This is a genomic window from Roseibium algae (genome assembly GCF_037783265.1).
Taxonomy (GTDB): domain Bacteria; phylum Pseudomonadota; class Alphaproteobacteria; order Rhizobiales; family Stappiaceae; genus Roseibium; species Roseibium algae.
On the sequence record NZ_JBAKIA010000001.1, the window covers coordinates 138,774 to 159,244 of the forward strand.

Consider the following 20,471-nt stretch of genomic DNA (forward strand, 5'->3'; position numbering starts at 1 on the left):
GACTGGCTCCATGAACATTGCCTTGTCGCCATCATCGCGGCTCCTGCCTCTCATTTTTTGCCTGTTTGGGCTCTTTGTGGCTGCGGTCGGAATTGGCTCAAGTTTCATGCCACCGGAGCGCGTCGTGGCAGCACTCCTTGGCCAGGGAACGCGCATTGATGGCGTGATTGTCTGGACGTTGCGCCTGCCTCGTGTTCTGCTGGCTGTTTTGGCAGGGGCCGCATTTGCCCTTGCCGGCGCGCTGTTGCAACGGGTGGCCCGCAATCCGATGGCCTCACCTTCTGTCCTCGGCATCACGGATGGTGCCGCCGTCGGGGTGGTCCTGTTCCTGTGGCTGTTTTCCGACGATGCCAACAATTTGTTGGTGTCCATTGCCTGGCAGCCGGTCAGCGCTGTTTGCGGGGCGACCCTCTTCGGTACCCTTGTCATGGTTCTGGTGGCCTCCGACAAGGGGGGCAATAAACCCCTGAAGATCATTCTTTACGGCATTGCCCTGGCCGCGCTGGCCAAGGCAATGGTCACCATGCTTATCATTGTGGGGCCGGTGTACCGGGCAAGCCAGGCACTCATCTGGCTGACAGGCTCGGTTGGGGCGGCCCACTGGAACGACGTCTGGACGCTGACCGGAGGCCTTTGCGCCGTATTGCCCATTCTCTTCTATCAGAGGCTTGCGATAGGGCAGATGGCTCTTGATCCGCAAAGTGCGCGGACAACGGGCGTGGATCTGATGCGCTCGCAGTTCATCTTGCTGTTGGTTGCCGTCCTGTTGACATCATTGGCAGCAGCTCATGTGGGAGCGATCGGTTTCGTTGGCCTTGTTGCGCCGCATGTCGCCAGAATGCTGCATGGCCAGTTCCGATCTGGATACCTTGTTTCAACCGCCCTGACAGGAGGCTTGATTGTGCTCGGAGCCGATACGCTCGCGAGAACCATCGCACCGCCCCTTGAATTGCCCGCCGGTGCCCTGACCTCACTTGTCGGCGCGCCACTGTTTCTTTATCTCCTCGTCAAAGGGCGGCGCTACAATGCCTGATACTCTTGCCCGCCTGAACGGGCTTACTGTCAAATACGATAGCTCTATCGCCCTTGAGGAAATCTGCCTCGACTTGCCGGATGCCAAGATCATCGCATTTTGCGGTCCGAACGGCAGCGGGAAGTCGACAGCTCTGAGAGTCATGCGCGGTCTTCACCAACCGGCTGCCGGAGATGTGGAAATTGCCGGCAAACCAGTGGCTGACTGGAACGCGAGAGAGCTGGCTCGTAAGGTCGCAATGCTCTCGCAATCCCCAAATGCGCCATCCGATTTAACCGTTGCAGAACTGGTACGACTGGGCCGCTTTGCCCACCGCGGCCCGTTCTCCGTTTTTTCTAAGAAAGACGAACAAGCCTGCCACACAGCCCTCGAGGCGACCGAGATGCTACAGTTGCAAGACCGTGCACTTGCCCAGCTTTCGGGTGGCCAGGTCCAGCGCGCCTGGATTGCAATGACATTGGCTCAGGATGCTGCCAGAATATTCCTGGATGAACCGACAAATCACCTAGACATCGCCCATGCCTTCGAGCTCCTGGATCTGATCAGTCGCCTCAAAACGGAGAGAAAACGAAGCTTTGTCCTTGTTCTGCATGATTTGAACATGGCGATGCGCTATGCGGATCACGTGGTGCTGTTCAAGAACGGAAAAGTGGCCGCAGATGGTCCTACAATTGACGTTCTCTCGGAGCAGAATATTTCCCAGGTATTCGGTGTACGTTGCAAGATTATGGCCGTCAGTGAACTGGAGAAACCGGTGATTGTCTCCTGGGGCGAGGCAAAGAGAAATTAGCCAGGCCTTTGCCCCGATGAAGAAGTTCAGGCAACAACCGGCCTGAACTTGATCCGTCCGAAACAGCAATCCTGCTGCTTTATCGGTCACAGCGTTTCGCCCATCGCAGATCGCCATCTGCCCCAATTCGTGCGATCAGCGTTTGATGCCCAGGTTGCCATACTGGCGACTGATGAACATGTCCTTTTGTTTCATATTGACCAAGGGACGAAAGGTTGTGACCATAAAGGGGAGCTGTACGAACCCTTTTTCCGGCCCGATTGGAATCAGCGCCATATCAGGTGAACTCTTGTAGGGCTTGCTGCGTTTGCCCTGAACAGCTGCAACAATGTTCTTGGCCAAAAGCGTTGCCTGAATATCCGCCAGATAGCCAAGTTTCAGACCAGGCGCGTTTGAGCAATCGCCCAAGGCATAAAGGTTTTGCGTGCCTTCAACACGCAAGGATGCATCGACTTTGATCAGTCCGCGATCTGTCACGCTGCCTGCAAAATTGGTCTGCATCAGGGCCGTATTCGGCTTCTGTCCAACGCAGAGATAAACCACGTCTGAATTGCGGTAGAACTCGTCCGTTTCTGACAGGCGTGTGTTGAGCAGAATGTTGACCCCAAGAGAGGCCAACTGCGTTTCCGCCAACCGGCTGGCCTTTGGGGCCAAAGCGTCAAGAAGTCGGCCTGATCCCTGGGCAAGGGTGACAGATTTCTGCGGGTATTGGCCTATGATTTCACCGGCCAATTCAACGCCCACCGGACCACCACCAATGATCAGAACAGACGATGCGTTCTCCAGTTGATCATGCGCCGCTGTGAATTCTTTTTTGCGGCCTTCAATGGTCAACTGTTTGTCCGATTTTGCAACCGGAAAACTGCCATAGGAAGACCCGGTTGCCACCACCGCATAGTCAAATGGCAAGACCTGCCCATCAGCCATGAGTGCTTCATTGTGCCGAAGCTCGCTCACGTCACCCTGCACGAATTTGCAGTTGATCAACTCCGCATACTTCATGCGTGCCCTGTCACCGATTTCAGGCTGAACCAACGTGCGCAACGTCGAATATGTGACTTCGAAATAGTCCTTGCGATCCACCAAAGTCACGTCATTAAAACCGGCCTTAGCCAGATCGTTGGCGACCCGCGCCCCACCGAAACCACCGCCGATAATCAAGATTTTATCTTGTTGTTTCATAACATTGCCTTTCATGCGATTTTTCGCTCAGATGAGCTCACGTTCTAAAGTCCGCACGTTTATCATGTTCTGTCGGCTTGCCATTTGAACCTGATTTGTCGGTCCGTGCTCTAGCCAAGTGCCGCCCGAACCTCTGGTGCGACCTCTGTGCCAAGCAGTGTAATTGAGCGCTGCATTTGCTCCGTTTCGAGCATCGCCGTGCTCATTTGGAACGTGATCCGAGAGATACCGCCCATGACGTGGTTCGCAGCAATCATCTTATCACGTACCGTTTGCGGGCTGCCGACCAAAAAGGCACCGTGCGGACCGCAGAGTTCATTGAACTGAGCGCGACTGGCCGGTGGGAACCCGCGTTCACGGCCTATTTCGGTCATGACACGCGCCCAGCCCGAATAGAAGGCATCACGCGCAATCTCGTCAGTCTCACCAACAAATCCCATGGCGTGAATGGCGATTTTCAGCAAATCAGGTCCATGCCCCGCACGGCGTCCGGCCTCGTAGTACATGTCCACGAGCGGACGAAACCGATCAAAACTGCCGCCAATGATTGCGATCATCAAAGGAAGCCCCAAGACGCCTGCGCGCACGAAAGAATTCGGAGTGCCGCCCACGCCCAACCAAATCGGCAACTTGGCCTGTACGGGGCGAGGGTAAACCCCCTGCCCGGTCAGCGCAGGGCGAAACTTGCCGCTCCACGTCACATGGGTTTCCTCGCGCAGTTTCATCAGAAGGCCGAGCTTTTCTGCAAACAGCGCGTCATAGTCTTCTCTTGCGAAGCCGAACAGCGGGTAAGCCTCGCCAAAGGATCCACGCCCTGCAACGATTTCAACCCGCCCTTTCGAGATCAGGTCAATGGTGGCAAAGTCCTGAAATACCCGAACAGGATCGGCAGCACTGAGCACGGTGACGGCACTGTTCAGCCGTATGGTCTTTGTGCGGGCCGCCGCAGCAGCCAGAATAACGGCAGGTGCCGCGTCCAGAAACTCTGCGCGGTGGTGCTCGCCGACCCCAAAAGCATCAAGCCCGACCCGATCTGCCGTTTCCACTTCGCTTAGAAGCGCCTCCATCCGTTCGGATGCAGGCACAAATGCGCGATTTTCTGTTTCGGGCAAAAAGGCCGCAAAACTGTCGATCCCGATTTCCATTTCAAACTCCGCTCAAAGTAAAACTCAGAAGGAGGCCCGCTGTGGCGTTTTATTGATTTGATCGCGGTGCAGATAGATCACAGCCGTACAAATCAGGCCAAGCACGATGGCCGGAACGCCTTCGGTAGCTCCGAGGATAAACACATGAGCCAAGACCGCGCCGACCATCGTGGCACCGAGCAAACATGCAGCAAGAACCTGACGGCCTGGCACCCACAACAGCACAGCACCGCCAACTTCAATGACCCCTGTTACATAGCGGAACCATTGACCAACGCCGATGGCGTCAAAGGTTGCAACCATCATGTCTACGCCGGCAAGTTTGGCAGCACCTGCTCCCACGAAAGCCAGCGTCAGAAGTGCGCGAAGACCGATTGAAAAATATTTCATGCCTAAAATCCCAAGGTTGAGTGGTTTTGTTAGACAGAAAATAAGATGCGGCATAATCGTTCGCAATGCGCGAAAACCAACATGATGTGCGCGAAAAAAGATCATAAGTAATTTAGGTGAGTACGCAGAACCTCACGGCATCTATCGATGGATAGCACCCGGTGCAATGCGCGCCACGGCCGGAGCAAAAAAGCATCAACGCGCGATTAAACAGATCCGGGGCAGCCCGCCTCAACCACCCAGGCCGCCCTCAATACACTCAATGAACAGTGGGAACATCACCACCTTCATTTGAAAAGCTTTCGACCCCATCTTCTTCAATCGCCTTCAAGGCAATGAAGAGAGCCTCTTCATCAGAGCCAAATGGATCGTCCCAGACCGTCGAACAGCCATCTTCAGACACGATTTCCAGCGTCCATTCAGCCCCTACCAAACGATAGATACAGATTTCCAGACTGAGGCCATCTTCTTCGTAGGTTCGCGAGTACCGCGATACGATAATTTCTGGTTCTTCCATGCGCATGCCGATCTCATGTTGCCCAAGAATGGAAGGATAACAGGACAAATACAGCCTGTCAGCGGGCAGTTAACACCCAGGGTCCAGACTCACAAAATTGGCTCCACTGGCGCTGAACCTGCAAAGGCAGTGGTGGATGGATGGTTTACAAGTCTTTGCAGCACGTCATCCGGCCTATTCCAAATCGACCAGTGAATGCAATTTTACGCCCCTGCACCCCAAGCCCTCCGGAACTGCACAAGTTCCGCCGCAGTTTTGTGATGAAAGACTTTTTGCAACAGAAGACCAACAATCCAAGTACAAAAAAGCAGAAGCGTCAGAAATATTCAGAAATGTATAATTATTAATTCCGTGAAAACGGTAGGAATTTTTTGCCCACAAGGACGCCAATGCAGTATTGTCAAAAAGAACGATGGAATCAGCTAAAATCTTTCTTCAGGACCAAAGACACCTTAGAGAAGTGGTGAGTTATAAAAAAACAACCAAAAAATCAAAATGGAGAAAAAGTTATTTAATACAGTTACTTAACTCCACATCACCCTCAAAAATCACCGAAGGAGCCTGACACAACCCGACAACCGAAGCAAAAAATGACTTACCATTCACTCTTAACCAACAAAAAACCGTCAGCCCCCCAGACGACACAGAGCACGACACAACGTGACAAAAAGCAGAAGCAACACACAAGTATATCAGAGATGACAGAACGACAAAAACCATCCCGGCACTCAAATAAAAAATAAAGCCCGCCTAAAATTTTGACGATTAAATAAAATGTGAAGGCAACTCTCTGTGAATACTAAAACAATAAACACAAATCAAACAAATAGGCATATATTTCCTGCCGATAGGCAGAAAATTCCCAGTAAATACAATAATTTAATTTATTTTTATGCGCCTGATTTCAGACCGCCCCGCGTTGAATACACGTGCGCAGATCAACAAAGGTCTGCACAGGCGACCACGCAAGGGGGCGGTTACCATGGGTGCTCAATCCCAAGACCGGGTTCAATCGACGATGAGTAGCCAAACGGATTTTCTGGCGGAGCGATCAGAATCCGCAAAGGTAAATATGGCAGAGCTCAACGCGATGACCGACGATGAATTGTTATTCGAAATCGGACGCGACAGCGAAGCCGCCTATCGCCTGCTGGTCGAACGCCACATTGACCGCGGCTATGCAGTTGCCGTCCGGATCCTTCGCAACCCATCCGATGCCGAAGACGTTGTGCAGGAAGCTTTCCTGCAGGTTTGGACCAAGAGGGACCTCTGGCAGCCAGACAGGGCACGCTTTTCGACCTGGCTATACCGCGTTGTGTCAAACAGATGCATTGATCTTCTGCGCCGCCCCAAGGTCGAAACCATGGAGACTTTGCCGGAGCTGGAAGACGACAGACAGGATCAGGTGCAATCTCTCGTTCAACAAGAGGCCAGCGACACCTTAAAAGAAGCCATGACAAAGCTTCCAGATCAACAGCGTATTGCGCTTGTGTTTTCCTATAATGAAAACCTTAGCAACACCGAAATTGCTGAAATTATGGATACGACAGTATCCGCTGTTGAATCCCTTTTAAAGCGCGGACGTCAGAAATTACGCCATTTGTTGCGCAGCAATGGCGGTGAAATATTATCAACATTTACAAATGGTTAACCAATCCAAACGGTCCACATAATTAACTCCGCCTGAAAACCGGGCCCTTCTGCGTTGAAGGAATATGCGCAAGTGATCTGCGCCAAGACCGCGCCTGAAACATGGGGCGTGGCCCCAACGTTATCAGGAGTTGAACATGCCCGTTATCTCGACAAACACCGCGGCGAACACAGCCGTTCGCTACCTGAATGCAAATTCGGAAAGCCAGTCCGACTCTCTCGCCAAGTTGGCCAGTGGCTCGCGCATCACCCGCGCATCTGATGATGCAGCAGGCATCGCCATTTCGACAAAAATCTCATCGGACGTGTCAGCGCTGGAGCAGGCCTCTACCAACGCATCCCATGGTATTTCCATTCTTCAGACCGCAGATGGCGGCGCGGCCAATGTCAGTGACATTCTGGACCGGATGAAAACCCTGTCCTCACAATCTGCCTCCGGCACTGTGACCGACGTGGAACGTGCGTATATTCAAGCTGAATTCTCCCAGCTTAAGGAGGAAATCGACGCGATTTCCACCTCCACACGTTACAATGGACAGAGCCTGCTCGACGGCACCAGTGACTTCTCCGATGACACAGTCAAAACCACAGCCAGCATCACAGGTGCCCTGTCAGATGTCGCTGACGCAGCCGCAACTCTTACTGGAACTGGTGCTCTTGCCGATTTGGCCCTTGCAGCTAACGAAACGGCAAGTTTCACCATTAACGTCGGCGGCACAGAATCAACTGTGACGCTTGGTGACAGTGCAGACAATAACGCCCAAACGATCACCGCAGCCGCTATCGTTACTGCGATCAACGGCGCAACTGGTGGAACACCAGCCTCACTGGATGCCAACGGCAATCTGGTTCTGACCGATGATCTTGAAGTGTCAGTGTCCGACTTTGCGGCATCTGGCGCCACGGTCTTCACTTCAGCAGATTTGAATCTTGCTGACACGAGCGCTCTAGGAACTGCCGAGGATTCGCTGGTACTGGCAGCAGGCGCGACTGCATCCTTAACAATTGGCTCCACAGCTGTTGAAATTGGCGACGCAAATAGTGCGGCTACACAGACATTTACTGCCGATCAACTTGCTGAAGCCATCAACACTTCCCTGGCAGAAAATAACAACTATGACTACATTGCCTCCGCCGACACCGACGGCAATCTTGTCATTCAAACAAGAGACGATGGCGCAGACGCATCTTTGAGCCTGACAGGGTTTACAGGCGTTACCGCAGCTGATCTGGTCATTACAGACACAGAAGCTGTTGGAACAACCGTCGAAGCGAATACGACCGGTGCAGATATTGTTGTTGGCTCGGATTTCAAGGACACCATCAACCTCAAGATCACCGAACTCACAGCATCGTCCCTGGGCATCGAGGATCTTGATATTTCCACACAGGAAGGTGCTGAAGAGTCTCTCGCGGTTCTGGATCGAGCGATTGATGAAGTCTCAAACGCCCGTGCAGAAACTGGTGCAACCATGTCCCGGTTCGAGTTCCGCTCAACTCAGCTCGAAACCAGCATCGAAAACCTTGAAGCAGCCAACTCCAGCATTGCTGACGTTGATATCGCATCTGAACAGGCAAAATTGTCGGCTGCCAGCGTGAAGGTTCAGGCAGCTGTTGCTGCTGCTTCACAGGCCAACGAAATGCCTGAAAACCTGCTGCGATTGATTCAGTAATCGCGATTTGGGTCGCAGGCGCAGGATCAAGGCGTGGCGTTTTAAACGCCTCCTGTGCCTGCGGCCCAGCTTCCGCCGCCTGTAAATTCACTTGGATGACGGACAAAAGGAGAGAGATGCGATATGGCCACGACAACCTCTGCGACATCAACTCCTGCTGCCACAACACAGACTGCGGCAACGACAACCACAAACTACAATTATTCTGCCAGTACAGAAGACATCGACTGGAATGCTCTGGTTGAGGTCGCAGTTGCGGCCAAGCAAACCCGAGCCGTCACCATAGATCGAAAGATCGACGCCAATGAGGCCTCAATCGCGGCCTATGACGAAATGCAATCCTTGCTTCAAGGTGTTGTCGATGCGGCATCTAGCATACGTGGATCAGACAACAGCCTGATTGAAAAAGATGGGATTTTTTCTCAGCGCGCGGCCTATTTGACCTCAGTTGGTAACGTAAACGCTGAGGCTGCGGTCGTGGTAACGGCCGAACCAGACGCGACAATCACGACCTATGACTTGAAGATTTTACAACTGGCAACAGCGCAAAAAATTGCCAGTGCCGATGTCGCAGACAACCTCACTGACTTGGGCTTTAACGGTACGTTCAACATCGGACTTGATACCGTAGAACCCGTTGAAGTCACCATCGAAGAGGATATGACCCTCGACGAAATTGCGGAAGCGATCAATATTGCATCCGAAAAAAGCGGCGTGTCCGCCACAGTCGTTAAAGTCACAGAAAGCAGTTACAAGCTGATCCTGAGCGGCAACGAGACAGGCCAAAATATCTCCATGACCGCGGTGTCTGGAGACGACATAGCAGAAGAGCTTGGTCTGACAGATTCAAACGGCATCTTTGTAAATGAACTGCAAGCCTCTCAGGCGTCTATCATTAATTTGGATGGCGTGGAAATTACCCGGTCAACCAACCAAATTGACGACCTGATCGATGGTGTAGCTTTTTCAATTTACCAGGAAACCGGAGAGGCGAATTCCGTTGCCGTCGAGATTTCGAACGATCTGGGAGCCATCAAGCAAACCGTGACAGATGTTGTTGAAGCCTACAACGCTTATCGCGAGTGGGCCATCACGCAACAAGCCGTCACGGCCGGCGGCAACGCTTCCGATGAGGCAGTCCTGTTTGCTGACAGCACTTTGCGCTCCGCAAATACGGCGATCGCAGATGCGCTCTCTACTGTGATCGACAAGGAATCCATGGCCTTTCTTGGCCTGAGCTACGACACAAGCAACATGCTTGTGCTTGATGAAACAGAATTGAACGACGCACTGCTCAGCGATCTCGACATAGTTGAAGACATTCTAACATTTAAGATGGATGCGAGCTCAACCGACATTGCAATACTGAACCGTCCAGCCAACATGCCCGAAGATCTCAAACTGGACATTACGGTAGACAACGATGGAAATTTGGCCAGCGCTTCCGTCGATGGTGACTCAAGCCTTTTCACGATCAGTGATAGCCGCATCCAGGGGGCAGAAGGCAGCATATACGAAGGCATTACTTTTGTTTTCACAGGCAATAAAAGTCAGTCCATCGACATGACCTTCTCCTCTGGCATTGCCGAAAAACTCTATTCCGCAATCGACATTTATTCAAATGAAGAAGGCGGACTTCTCGAAGGCTTAATGAGCAGCCTGACCGATACCAACGATGACCTTCTAGAAGATTCGACCGAGATCAAAAGCCGCGCAGAATCTTACCGTTCAACGCTTGCAGCCAGATACTCACGGTATCAGGCCGCAATTGCAGAAGCTGAATCGACCCTTTCCTATCTGGAAGCCCTACTGAACACCGGAAACGACTGAATATGACCTACACAATGTCCCGCGCAATCGGCGCTTACCATAAAGCTGCTGTCGCTGTTCCGCCTGTTGCCGCTGTAACCCTGTTGTTCGATGAGGTCCTTAATTCCCTGATCATGACTGCAAGACATCTGCGCGCCAAGGAATATGATCAGGCACACCTCAGAAGCCAACGTGCTGTCGGTATTTTAAAAGGTTTGCGCCAAAACCTGGACATGGAGACAGGTGGAGCTCTGGCCCAGCAGTTGCTTAACACCTACACAACGAATATTGCCGTCATCAATTCGGTGACACGCAAGCCCGAGCCAACCGAACAATTGGTCAAATTGGCCATAGGACTGGTTGATCTCCGAAATGCCTGGGCTGAGGCGACAAGCTTGTCGGAACGATCAGGCACCAAACTTGTCGAAGATATTCGAGAAGACCATCATGTTTCCGAAGTTGCCTAGGCGCTAGACAGGAAATATTCCGACATATAAGGTCTCAACAAGTTGACCTAACGTCGGATTCGAAATGACAGCCAGTTGCGCAGGCATGAGTCTTGAGGCTTTTGAAGACATAATTGATCGCCTTGGCGGCAAAATGTCCTCTTGGCCTCGGGCTGAGCAACTGGCTGCGCAAATGCTTCTCGATGTTTCACCGGAAGCAAACGCCCTTCTTGCTGAGGTCAACACCATGGAAAACTTCCTCTCCCATACCCCTCCTCTACGTGCTCCTTCAGGCCTAGCCGACAGGATCACCGCGCGCGCATTTCAGACCAGTGTTCATCAGAACCATCCCGCCAAGGGTCTCGCAGAGAAAATCCAGGAGAGCTTTTCGGCAAACGACATCAAGGCGCGCAACGATACGCCCTCTGCTGACTGACGTGGTTTAAGTCCGGTTTGGTGAGTTTTTAACGAGATTCAAGAACAAACCAGACTTCGTGTCGCCACCTACCAGTTACGTCTGCATATGGCTTCCAATGGCCTGTGGCAGATCGCATAATCATTGAACCCTACGCCACTTGCCCCTGAGCAAGGCATAGCGATTCAAACCTCCCCTTAATCCTTTGTCGTTTCAACGTCAGTAGTTCCAGCTTCATAAGGCTGGACCCTGGCCATTTACATGCGCGCCCTCACTCAGCACGACACTGCATGACCTGCCATAATAAAAGGCTATAATAATTAGTATAAACTGACTTCAAAGCGAAATTTGTATATTTATCTAAGTAATTAGATTTTTTTAGAGCATATAAAGTTAATTATTACTTCAATAAAATTAACAATTACATTATTTACCGATAGGTAAAATGTATTCGGCAAAATTTTCCTAGCATTTATTATCATTTTCTCCGCCTGATTATTGCGACCGGTCCGTTTGTTAACTAAAGGGACCAGTTTCAAAGCGCCAGCAGCGCCCGATTTGGCCCCACCATGCACGATCAATCATGCGGGGCCCGCAACGTGAGCATTTCTTCGGTAAACTACGACAGCACCACGAGCAGCACGGCATCTACAAAGAGCGATACAGATCTGGGCATTACCAGCACAGATTTCCTTCAATTGATGGTGCAGCAGCTTCAAAATCAAAATCCACTCGACCCCATGGACGCCAACAGCTACGTCGACAAGCTTGTCTCCTATGCCAGCTACGATGCGCAGACAGATACCGCAGACAACACCGAAGCTCTCGCGAACGGGCAGTCCAGTTCAATTTCCGAAAACGGGCTGGGCTATATCGGCCAAAAAATTGAAGCGACGGGAAATACAAACACCCTGACCGACGGCGCTGCGACCTGGAATTACAAGCTCGGCTCTAATGCAGAGAGTTCCAAAATCAGCATAAGCGACGAAAACGGCAAGGTGGTCTGGTCAGGCGATGGCGAAACCACAGTCGGAAGTCATTCCTTCACTTGGGACGGAAAGACCACGAGCGGCGTTCAGCTGGACGACGGCGCCTCCTACACACTTAGCGTCAATGCAACAGATGCAGATGGAGATGACGTCAACGGCTCTACGTCAGTCGTTGGGACAGTCACCGGCATTGATATGACCGGGGATGAAAGCCTTCTGATGATCGGAAGCTCCAGCGTATCCGTCAAAAACGTCCTCTCAATTCAAGAAATTTAAGGAGAGACTCATGAGCCTCATGGGTGCATTGAATGCCGCTACGTCTTCGCTCTCTGCGCAGAGCAAGGCCTTGGCGAATATATCGGACAACCTCGCCAACTCCCAGACAACAGCCTACAAAGCGGGAAACACGAGTTTTTCCAGTCTGGTCGCAGGAAGTGGCAGCAGCTCGAGTGGTGGTGTTACGGCAACGAACAGGTCAAACAATACAGTAGGCGGCCTGCTTGCAGAATCAACAAATGCCACTGATCTGGCCATCGAGGGCGATGGGTATTTCATTGTTACCGACGACAATCAGAACGGTCAAACCTATTACACTCGCAATGGTGAGTTTGATATCGATAGCGACGGCTATCTGGAAAACAACGGCTACTATCTTATGGGGTGGCCAACAGATAACGCAGGTAATGTAACCGGCGGAGCCAGCGAAAACGCTTTAGCCCCAATTGATCTGGACAGCGTCCAGAGTTCGGTGGAAGCGACCACTTCAATCGAAATTCAAGCCAATTTGCCCGCCGATGCAGTAGGGCCTGAGACGATTGAGACATCTCCATCCATCACCACCGCCCTTTCGTCCGATATCGCAGCTGATGATGGTGACACCCTCTCGTTCGATATTAATGGGACGTCGATCACAGCAACAGCTGGCACAAGCACGACCGGCGCGATTACCGTCAGCGACATTGCCGCAGCCATTAATGCGGAGACCGCCACAACTGGCGTAAGTGCATCGATCGATGCAGGCGGCAGCTTAATACTGGCAAGTAATGCAGCCGGTGCAACCGCCAGCATCACCATAGACAATGTCAGTGTCGGCGGAACAAACACCGGACTAACGACTGCCAATCTTGCAACTATTGGCATCGCTGATGCTGGAGCAGATGGCACAGAGACGGTTACGGGCACGACGACCAACAATGACGGCTCGACCTTTACCACATCGCTTGAAGTCTTTGATTCCCTCGGCACCGGTGCAACGGTTGAAGCGCGTTGGACAAAGACAGGAGAGAACTCATGGGAAATGGTTCTCTCTGATCCTGTTCTGTCCTCTTCCGGCGGAGCAGCAGGCACAACATCCTCAACTCCGATAGCGATCACCTTCAATGAGGACGGCTCGCTTGCGTCAACCAATCCTTCTCCGCCAACATTTGAGATCTCAAACTGGACAACCGGGGCCGCTGACAGTGAAATTTCACTGAACCTTGGAACGGTTGGTGATGACAATGGCCTGACTCAGCACGCCTCTGATGAAACCACACCAGATATCAATTTGAAAAAGGTGACGCAGGACGGTCTTGCCTACGGCACACTGAGCGCGGTTGAAATCTCAGATGATGGATCAGTCATAGCCTTCTTCGACAACGGTGAAGATCGCGTCATTTACAAGATCCCGGTTGCAACTTTCGGCAACCCGAATGGGTTGTCTGAAAGCAGCGGCGGCATCTATTCACGCAGCTCCACGTCTGGAAACAGCACCTTACACGAAGCTGGAGATGACGGTGCCGGGTCCATCAAAGGGTTTCGGCTTGAATCGAGCACGACCGATACGAGCGAAGAATTCAGCAGTATGTTGACCGCTCAGCAGGCTTATTCAGCCTCTTCGCAGATCATGTCGACGGCCAACAGCATGTTCGACAAGCTGCTGGATGCGGTTAGATAATGACACCTCCCGCCAGCCCTGATGACCACGTGCTTCGCTTGCGCCGACTGACTTCGGAACTTGGTCAGCTGGAGAAGCGAGCCGAAACTCAGGCAGGTCAGCTCAACTTGCTTTTGCTCAAACATGAGCTTCAGGAGCTTATTCGCGAGATGAAAGCAAAAGGCCATGAAATCACTGCAGAGCTCTCACTTGCACATTCAGCCAGTCAGGCAGCTGGAGCCTATCTCAACCAGGCAAATAGGGCGCGGTCAAACCGTTCCTGATACGTTTTGAAACCAAGGACACATCACATGCAAGTTTCCCTTTCTCCGGACACCCTGGCCAAACTCGACGCCTCGATACTGCATATGATTAAGGTTGCTGAAGACATCATCTCAGTGACGGAGGAAGAAAACGAGCGCCTTCAGGCAGGCGGACGCATCGAAATCGCGGATCTTGTAGTGCGCAAACAAGCCTTGGTTAAAGAATACGAAAACTGGATCACGACCGTAAGAACACAAAAGCACGTCCTGCTGCAGGCAACTCCGGTGCTGTTTGAAGAAATGCTGGAGCGCAATCGGGAACTGTCTGTCGCCCTGGCCGAGAACACGCGCCATCTCGAAAAAGCGAAACTGACCAGCCACCGCCGTGTCGAGACCATCATGCGGGTCGTGCGAGAAGAAAGCCAAACCCAATCTGCCTATTCAGGAAATGGAAAATACGATTCCCGGCCTGCGGAACCCGTATCGCTGCGGCCTGTAAGAGAGGCTTGACCCGCCTGCAAGGAGCTATCTGCTTATGACAACGCTCAGCGCCTCCAGCCAAATTGCATCGAGCTCTCTTTCAGCAATTCAGGTGCAACTATCCGTCACCTCGTCGAACATCGCAAATGCCGACACCGAGGGCTACACTCGCAAAGAAGCTTCGACGACCGCTGAGAAATACGTTGGCGGAAGCAGTGGCGTATCAGTTGGTGCGATCCAATCCGGAGTGAACCGCCTCCTTACAAAACAGCTCACATCGGCCACCTCAGAAACGGCCGCTGCACAGAAGACGGCTGACTATCTCGACAGCCTCCAGTCGGCACTCGGTGTGACAACAAGCAGCGACGACACAGGCGTCTCTCTTGCCAGTAAAATTGCAGACCTCGAAACGTCTGTCTCTGATCTGCTTGGAACGCCAGAAAGCACGAGCCTAGCCTATGCGACCTTGAGCAGCCTGGACACAGTAACATCGGAACTGAACACCCTGTCCACAAAGGTCCAGGCGTTGCGGGAAGACGCTGACAGTGAAATCGAATCCAGCGTCCGCTCAGCCAACATCGCAATCGTCGAGATTGATCGTCTTAACGACCAGATCCTTGAGGCGAAAGCTCAGGGACAAAGCACTGCAAACCTTGAAGATCAACGCAGTACAGCCCTGGTCTCCCTGTCCGAAAGTCTCGGAGTAACAAGCTTCGAGAGTTCTAACGGAACCATGAAGGTCTATACAACGTCTGGTCAGGTCCTCGTTGGAGCCGACGCACATACGTTGGAGTTCGACAACTCAAGCACCATCAACGCTGGCAAAACCTATAATGGTCCAGATTCCAATTCTGGCCTGTCCGGAATATCGGTAGATGGCACTGACATCACGGATAGCATCAACACAGGCGCAATCGGCGGACTACTTGAGCTGAGAGATGAAACCCTTCCAGCATCGCAAGACATGATTGATGAGCTGGCAACAAGCTTGATCACCAGTCTCAACGCAGTCATTCCTGATCTTCTGACCGGCTCGGATTCTTCCGACATTGCAGTGAATGAAGACCTGCTTGCCAATCCGGAAACGCTGCTGGACATTGGACGGCCAGAAGAAACAGTCAAATCCATGCTCGATGCCCTTCAAGGGGATACGGATTTTGACGAAGCTGGAAAACTGGGAGCAAGAACAACAGATTTCGCCTCCTACGCCTCAGACATCTTGTCTCAAATAGTGTCCGAAACGAACATGGCTTCCAGTGACCTTGAGCAGACACAAACTGAGCTGAGAACCATTACAGACACGATCTCCTCATCCTATGGCGTCAACGTCGATGAGGAAGTAACGCGCATGTCAGAACTTGAGCAGCTTTATTCAGTCTCATCGCAAATCCTCAGCATCATCCAGGAAATGTTTGATGATCTGCTAGCAGCCGTTCGATAGGAGATCAGATCATGGGCATGCGAGTGTCTACTTTTGCCCAAACCTCCAACGTCTTGCAGAACGCAATGACGACACAGGCCCGGCTGGCGGAAAAGCAAATGCAGCAGTCAACCGGCAGGGTCTCAACAGACTATGCCGGACTGGGCAGCACCGCGGGCAAAGTCGTCAATCTGGAAGTCTCTGTCTCACGCGCAGAGGCAACCCTCTCGGCTGCAGAACAAGCTCAAACGCGCATTGAGGTCATTTATGATGCACTTGGGTCAATGAGCGACAACCTGACAAAGTTACGCTCCGACCTGTCATCCGCCTCAACAGGGGTGTCGACAGAGACGCTGCAGACAACAGCAGAGGCCATGCTGGAAGATATGTCCTCACTGCTGAACACTCAGCTTAACGGACGCTATCTGTTCGCCGGAAGCGCGACCGAAACAGCCCCGGTGGACATCTCAGGCTATTCTGTAACATCACTCAGCGTCGTAGACAGCTCCTACTACAATGGTGACGACTACACTCAAACTGTCCATCTTGGACAAGACCGCAGCATAGACTATGGCATCACTGCAGATGCATCTGGTCTTGAAAAATCCATGCGTGTCTTATCCTACATCGCCAATGCATCCCCTCTCGAATCGGAAGATCTCGAAGAGGCTAATACCCTTTTGATCGAGGCTCAGGACCAGATCATAGCCATGCAGAGTACAGCTGGCACAAAGTCTTCAGTCTTGGATTCCTATATCGAAAACCAGAAAGATTACATCGCCTCGACGAAGGAAATGGCCACTACACTTGCTTCCGTGGACATCGCTGCCGTGGCAGTCGAGGCCACAAATTATGAGACCCAGTTAGAGGCCAGCTATGCGGCCCTCGGCAAGCTCACCAGCCTCAGCGTTCTCGAGTATCTGCGCTAAAACGCCAGGACGCTAAAACAGGCCCAGGTTTGCTGTTTCGCGTAGCAAGTTATTGAGGATTCGCCCCCGATCAATTCGGAATGGATCTCAACTTGCCAATGAAGTTATCAGGAAATCAGAGCGCATCGAAGTCTCTTTGATCGGCTTCATGTATTTCTTGGCAACGAAGGGAGAGGTCATGGCGCGCAGCAATGCGCTGTAATTGAGTTGAAACTCAATCTCCGAGCCCACCGCCACTGAGTGTTTGCCAGTGTTCAGCATAAGGTGATCACTGCTGGCACCTAGAATTTCAATACCGTGCGGCGGTGTGAGGCCATCAGGGTCTATGTCTTGCTGTCCAATGGCCAGAATGGATTGATTGATGGTGCCGCAGTCTCTCGTCTCAACCTGATCATCAAATGCGGTCTGTGCGATCACGCCCCAAGCCTGGGATGGCTTTAACTTGGATTCAATAACCTCCGCGACCAGCGTAATGGCATCAGTGTGAAGGCCAGCGATGGGCGACCGGTCAAGTGGATCCAGCCCGAGAAGAATGGCCTCGCCCAGCCTGAGGTTGTTGATCCGGCCGATGTCGGCCCCTGACAGGGCCCACTTCAGATTGCTCGAATTTCCGCCTGAAACAACGCTGGTGACAGGGCCGCAAGCGGTATCAAGCATATCTGCCAGACGAGACAACTCGCCCATGTTCTTGCTGTCGGGTGCAACACCGCTCCGGCAGGCCAGGTTCGTGCCAATGCCCCTCAGGTCAATATTCGGACAATCAAGGGTTTGTCGTGCGACTGCCAAAAGGTCCCTTGGCAATATTCCTTCCCGCAGATCGCCCAGCTCAACCATGAGCACGACACTATGACGACACTTGGCTTTTAAGGCCGCAGCCGACAGTGCGCTGATGACATCTTGCTCAGAATTGAAGCTTGTGTCCGCATGCCTGACGACACGATCAACCTGACTCAGCATCGGCGAGCGTATCAGAGTGATTGGCGCAGATACGCCCCCTCGCCGCATCGTCTCGATGTTTTCAATACGGGAGTCGCCGAGCGAGCTTACGCCAGATGAAAGCAGTATGTTTGCGTAGCGCGGTTGCCCCATGCAGGCTTTCGTCACGCCGGTGACAGAAATCCCCAAGCGCTCAAGTCGAGCGCCCAGGGCAGATGCATTATGGTGGATCTTCTTGAGATCAAACTCCAGTCGTGGCGTGCTCACACCACTGCAGCAGTTTGCTTCCTTTCAAGTTCCGGGAATGACGACAGAACCATGTCCACCAGATGCTCGGTTGGACGCGTCAGGGCATCAGTGACCGGAATACCAAGTTCAGCTTCATAGCGCGTGATGGCGGCACTCACATCCGTATCAGACATGTGCTCATGATTGACCGTCAGTCCAATGACCGTAGTGTCAGCAAAAGCCTGAATGAGATCAATCTCGGATCGTGGTGTCGGCATTTTCATGGTCTCAAAATCACAACGATGCGCCCGACGGGGTGCATGTTGCAAGATCACACCGTCAGGAACACTGCCGCGCAAAATGAAAGCCGAGGTGCAAAATGCCGGATGGCTAAGTGCGCCCTGCCCTTCGATGATGATAACGTCCGGGTTTTCACCTTCGCTGGCTTCAATAATGGTCGCCTCTAACTCGCCGCAGCAGAACTGTGAAGGGACTGCATCAAGTGCAACGCCATAGCGTCCCCCCTGGATTTTACCCGTCTGCCCAGTGGTAACCATCACAGTTTTGATGCCGTGTTTGTTGAGCGCCCGGGTCAAAATGCTGGCAGTCGTCCGCTTGCCAATGGCGCAGTCCGTACCAAGGACTGCAATGCGGCGACACTTCAGGTCATTGATACGGGCACTAAACTGCCGGAGTTCATTCTTGGGTCGGGGCTTACGGATATCCTGAATGACAACATTTGCCGTATTGGCGGCCGCTACAAATTCCGGATCGTCATTGAGAAACTCATGCAGCCCATTGACAATGTTCATACCACGATTGATCGCATCAAGCACGACCGCACGTTCACTGGTCGACAACATGCCTGTTGCGGGCGCCATTCCATAGATAAAATAATCCGGAATGCCGTCGGTCTTTTCCAAAGCATCATCAAGATCTCGATATATCGGAATTGCGTTGGGCTTATCGTCCAGCACAGAACCGGCATCAAGACCGGCTTTCATACTGTCGATGACCGATAGGATTGTGTACTTTTCAGAATGTCGCACCAGGCCGTTGGCTGTCTTGCCATCGAGCGCACCGAAGTTCGCTTCGCAATAGACAATCGCTGTAGCATTCGTCTTGTCTGCCAGAGGTGAGCCCGACATGTCCCGCGGTGCAGCAGGTTTCTGCGCAAAGGGTAGGTGAATGACTTGGCCTGCAGTTTCAGGTCCATTAAGTGGAAGTTTGGTCATTGCGGCTCCTTGGCGCGGACACTTAAAAATGCAGAATTGCGTATTCAATCGAGCGCCTTGACGCCTGCTGAAGAGCAAAGCGAAGGTACATTCGCCGTAAGACGAAACCGTCATTTTTGAATGATAGCGGCTCCGCAGTGGCGGATAAGTTTGCTTGTCAGCTCAACAAGACGGAGCATTTCAACCCGTTCTGGCAGATCAAATAGCGATCCAGGCTAAACGGGAAATTCTCAGGAATTTGGCTATGCTACTCTTGTCTGTTGTTCTCGATTTTTTAGAGAATATCAGGCGCATGATTGCGCACCAAAGGTCGCAATCACCGGTCTGAAAACTTGTTTCAGCCGATTAATATCGTCGTCAGTTTCACGACCGCACACGCACTGTGCGGTCGCTTGCTCGTTGATTATTTCAAGTCGTTGAGGATTGCAGCGCAGGCTCTTGCAACGCCGCTTTCAGCTTTTTCATTGCCAGGCAGGATGGCCCATCCGCCCTTTTCAACAAAACTGGCTTGCTGATAAGATGACTCTTTCTTGAGACTTTCCAGATTGCCAGCAGCGTCATTGGCGTTCTGGAATTTATCCACGCAGATTGGCGCCAGAACAGCAACGACAGCGCTCTTTGCACCATCAGCAGTCTGTTTCGCCGCAGTTCCGCCGAGCACCCAACCACCCCATCCAAATCCAACAGTTATCGCAATCACAGCACCTAAAGCCGTTCCTTGCAGAAGACGAGTTAACGACTCACCTTGAAGTATTTGTGGGAATTGCATGGAACAACCTTTCGTTTGACAAACGTCAAAACGCGAAAACTGGCGTCAGAATTAACGCTCAGTCAAATTATTTAATTTTATGAAAGCACAAAATTAGAATTTAGAAAATATATAATGAAACAAAAACTCAATAATGTCTATATCTATTTTCAATCAATTTTATTTCGACATAAATATCTCAAAAAAACACTTAAAACAATTACAGTATATTCCTGAATTATTTTCTATAATATTTTCCAATTACTTTGGGTTGACCC

At 51.9% G+C, this 20,471-nt stretch carries 21 protein-coding genes and 1 pseudogene; 15 read left to right on the forward strand and 7 right to left on the reverse strand.

The genetic code is table 11. The features are described 5' to 3' along the window. Positions 1-10: 10 nt before the first annotated feature. Positions 11-1,033 carry a FecCD family ABC transporter permease gene (locus V6575_RS00615; protein ID WP_340272044.1) on the forward strand — a complete coding sequence of 341 codons (1,023 nt, stop codon included), beginning with the start codon at positions 11-13 and terminating at the stop codon, positions 1,031-1,033. Next, on the forward strand, positions 1,026-1,823 hold the full coding sequence (locus V6575_RS00620) for an ABC transporter ATP-binding protein (protein ID WP_340272045.1): 798 nt from the start codon (positions 1,026-1,028) through the stop codon (positions 1,821-1,823). The genes V6575_RS00615 and V6575_RS00620 overlap by 8 nt, the downstream gene beginning before the upstream one ends. Positions 1,824-1,958: 135 nt before the next feature. Here V6575_RS00620 and V6575_RS00625 read toward each other — a convergent pair whose 3' ends face one another. The 4 genes from V6575_RS00625 to V6575_RS00640 all read right to left on the reverse strand — a co-directional run bounded on the left by V6575_RS00625 (position 1,959) and on the right by V6575_RS00640 (position 5,063). Further along, positions 1,959-3,005 (reverse strand): NAD(P)/FAD-dependent oxidoreductase, encoded by a 1,047-nt coding sequence (locus tag V6575_RS00625; RefSeq protein ID WP_340272046.1) that lies wholly within the window; start codon positions 3,003-3,005, stop codon positions 1,959-1,961. Positions 3,006-3,115: 110 nt separating this feature from the next. Next, positions 3,116-4,150 carry an Atu2307/SP_0267 family LLM class monooxygenase gene (locus tag V6575_RS00630; RefSeq protein WP_340272047.1) on the reverse strand — a complete coding sequence of 345 codons (1,035 nt, stop codon included), beginning with the start codon at positions 4,148-4,150 and terminating at the stop codon, positions 3,116-3,118. A gap of 24 nt (positions 4,151-4,174) precedes the next feature. Then, a complete protein-coding gene (locus V6575_RS00635) occupies positions 4,175-4,540 on the reverse strand; it encodes a DoxX family protein (protein WP_340272049.1) in 366 nt (121 codons plus the stop codon). A 259-nt stretch (positions 4,541-4,799) separates the two neighbouring features. Beyond that, entirely contained in the window at positions 4,800-5,063 is a 264-nt protein-coding gene (locus V6575_RS00640; protein ID WP_340272050.1) for a hypothetical protein, read from the reverse strand. A 130-nt stretch (positions 5,064-5,193) separates the two neighbouring features. Between V6575_RS00640 and V6575_RS00645 the strand changes: the two genes are divergently transcribed. From V6575_RS00645 to V6575_RS00705, 13 genes and pseudogenes are all read left to right on the forward strand, one after another. Further along, on the forward strand, positions 5,194-5,397 hold the full coding sequence (locus V6575_RS00645; RefSeq protein ID WP_340272051.1) for a hypothetical protein: 204 nt from the start codon (positions 5,194-5,196) through the stop codon (positions 5,395-5,397). 642 nt (positions 5,398-6,039) lie between these two features. Continuing rightward, positions 6,040-6,708: an RNA polymerase sigma factor gene (locus V6575_RS00650; protein WP_340272052.1), complete on the forward strand. Its 669-nt coding sequence runs from the start codon at positions 6,040-6,042 to the stop codon at positions 6,706-6,708. A gap of 136 nt (positions 6,709-6,844) precedes the next feature. Further along, positions 6,845-7,276 (forward strand): annotated as a pseudogene (locus V6575_RS00655) (flagellin); the annotation flags it as partial. A gap of 306 nt (positions 7,277-7,582) precedes the next feature. Continuing rightward, positions 7,583-8,380, forward strand: a complete 798-nt coding sequence (locus V6575_RS00660; RefSeq protein ID WP_340272700.1) for a flagellin — start codon at positions 7,583-7,585, stop codon at positions 8,378-8,380. A gap of 123 nt (positions 8,381-8,503) precedes the next feature. Further along, positions 8,504-10,210: a flagellar filament capping protein FliD gene (fliD, locus tag V6575_RS00665; RefSeq protein ID WP_340272053.1), complete on the forward strand. Its 1,707-nt coding sequence runs from the start codon at positions 8,504-8,506 to the stop codon at positions 10,208-10,210. A 2-nt stretch (positions 10,211-10,212) separates the two neighbouring features. Next, positions 10,213-10,656, forward strand: coding sequence for a flagellar protein FliS (locus V6575_RS00670; RefSeq protein WP_340272054.1), 444 nt, complete (start codon positions 10,213-10,215; stop codon positions 10,654-10,656). 64 nt (positions 10,657-10,720) lie between these two features. Continuing rightward, entirely contained in the window at positions 10,721-11,071 is a 351-nt protein-coding gene (locus V6575_RS00675; RefSeq protein ID WP_340272055.1) for a hypothetical protein, read from the forward strand. Between the two features lie 578 nt (positions 11,072-11,649). Further along, positions 11,650-12,315, forward strand: coding sequence for a flagellar hook assembly protein FlgD (locus V6575_RS00680; RefSeq protein ID WP_340272056.1), 666 nt, complete (start codon positions 11,650-11,652; stop codon positions 12,313-12,315). Positions 12,316-12,325: 10 nt separating this feature from the next. Continuing rightward, complete coding sequence (locus tag V6575_RS00685; RefSeq protein WP_340272058.1) at positions 12,326-13,975, forward strand: flagellar hook-basal body complex protein; 1,650 nt, start codon at positions 12,326-12,328, stop codon at positions 13,973-13,975. Next, positions 13,975-14,238, forward strand: coding sequence for a hypothetical protein (locus V6575_RS00690; RefSeq protein ID WP_340272059.1), 264 nt, complete (start codon positions 13,975-13,977; stop codon positions 14,236-14,238). The genes V6575_RS00685 and V6575_RS00690 overlap by 1 nt, the downstream gene beginning before the upstream one ends. A 27-nt stretch (positions 14,239-14,265) precedes the next feature. Continuing rightward, positions 14,266-14,727, forward strand: a complete 462-nt coding sequence (locus V6575_RS00695; RefSeq protein ID WP_340272060.1) for a hypothetical protein — start codon at positions 14,266-14,268, stop codon at positions 14,725-14,727. A 25-nt stretch (positions 14,728-14,752) separates the two neighbouring features. Further along, positions 14,753-16,138 (forward strand): flagellar hook-associated protein FlgK, encoded by a 1,386-nt coding sequence (flgK, locus tag V6575_RS00700; RefSeq protein WP_340272061.1) that lies wholly within the window; start codon positions 14,753-14,755, stop codon positions 16,136-16,138. 11 nt (positions 16,139-16,149) lie between these two features. Continuing rightward, complete coding sequence (locus V6575_RS00705) at positions 16,150-17,046, forward strand: flagellin (RefSeq protein WP_340272062.1); 897 nt, start codon at positions 16,150-16,152, stop codon at positions 17,044-17,046. A gap of 87 nt (positions 17,047-17,133) precedes the next feature. Here the strand turns inward: V6575_RS00705 and V6575_RS00710 are convergent, their stop codons facing one another. From V6575_RS00710 to V6575_RS00720, 3 genes are all read right to left on the reverse strand, one after another. Continuing rightward, positions 17,134-18,249, reverse strand: coding sequence for an alanine/ornithine racemase family PLP-dependent enzyme (locus V6575_RS00710; RefSeq protein ID WP_340272063.1), 1,116 nt, complete (start codon positions 18,247-18,249; stop codon positions 17,134-17,136). Continuing rightward, a complete protein-coding gene (locus tag V6575_RS00715) occupies positions 18,246-19,445 on the reverse strand; it encodes an N-acetyltransferase DgcN family protein (protein ID WP_340272064.1) in 1,200 nt (399 codons plus the stop codon). The genes V6575_RS00710 and V6575_RS00715 overlap by 4 nt, the downstream gene beginning before the upstream one ends. Positions 19,446-19,848: 403 nt before the next feature. After that, positions 19,849-20,145 carry a hypothetical protein gene (locus tag V6575_RS00720; protein ID WP_340272065.1) on the reverse strand — a complete coding sequence of 99 codons (297 nt, stop codon included), beginning with the start codon at positions 20,143-20,145 and terminating at the stop codon, positions 19,849-19,851. Positions 20,146-20,471: the final 326 nt, after the last annotated feature.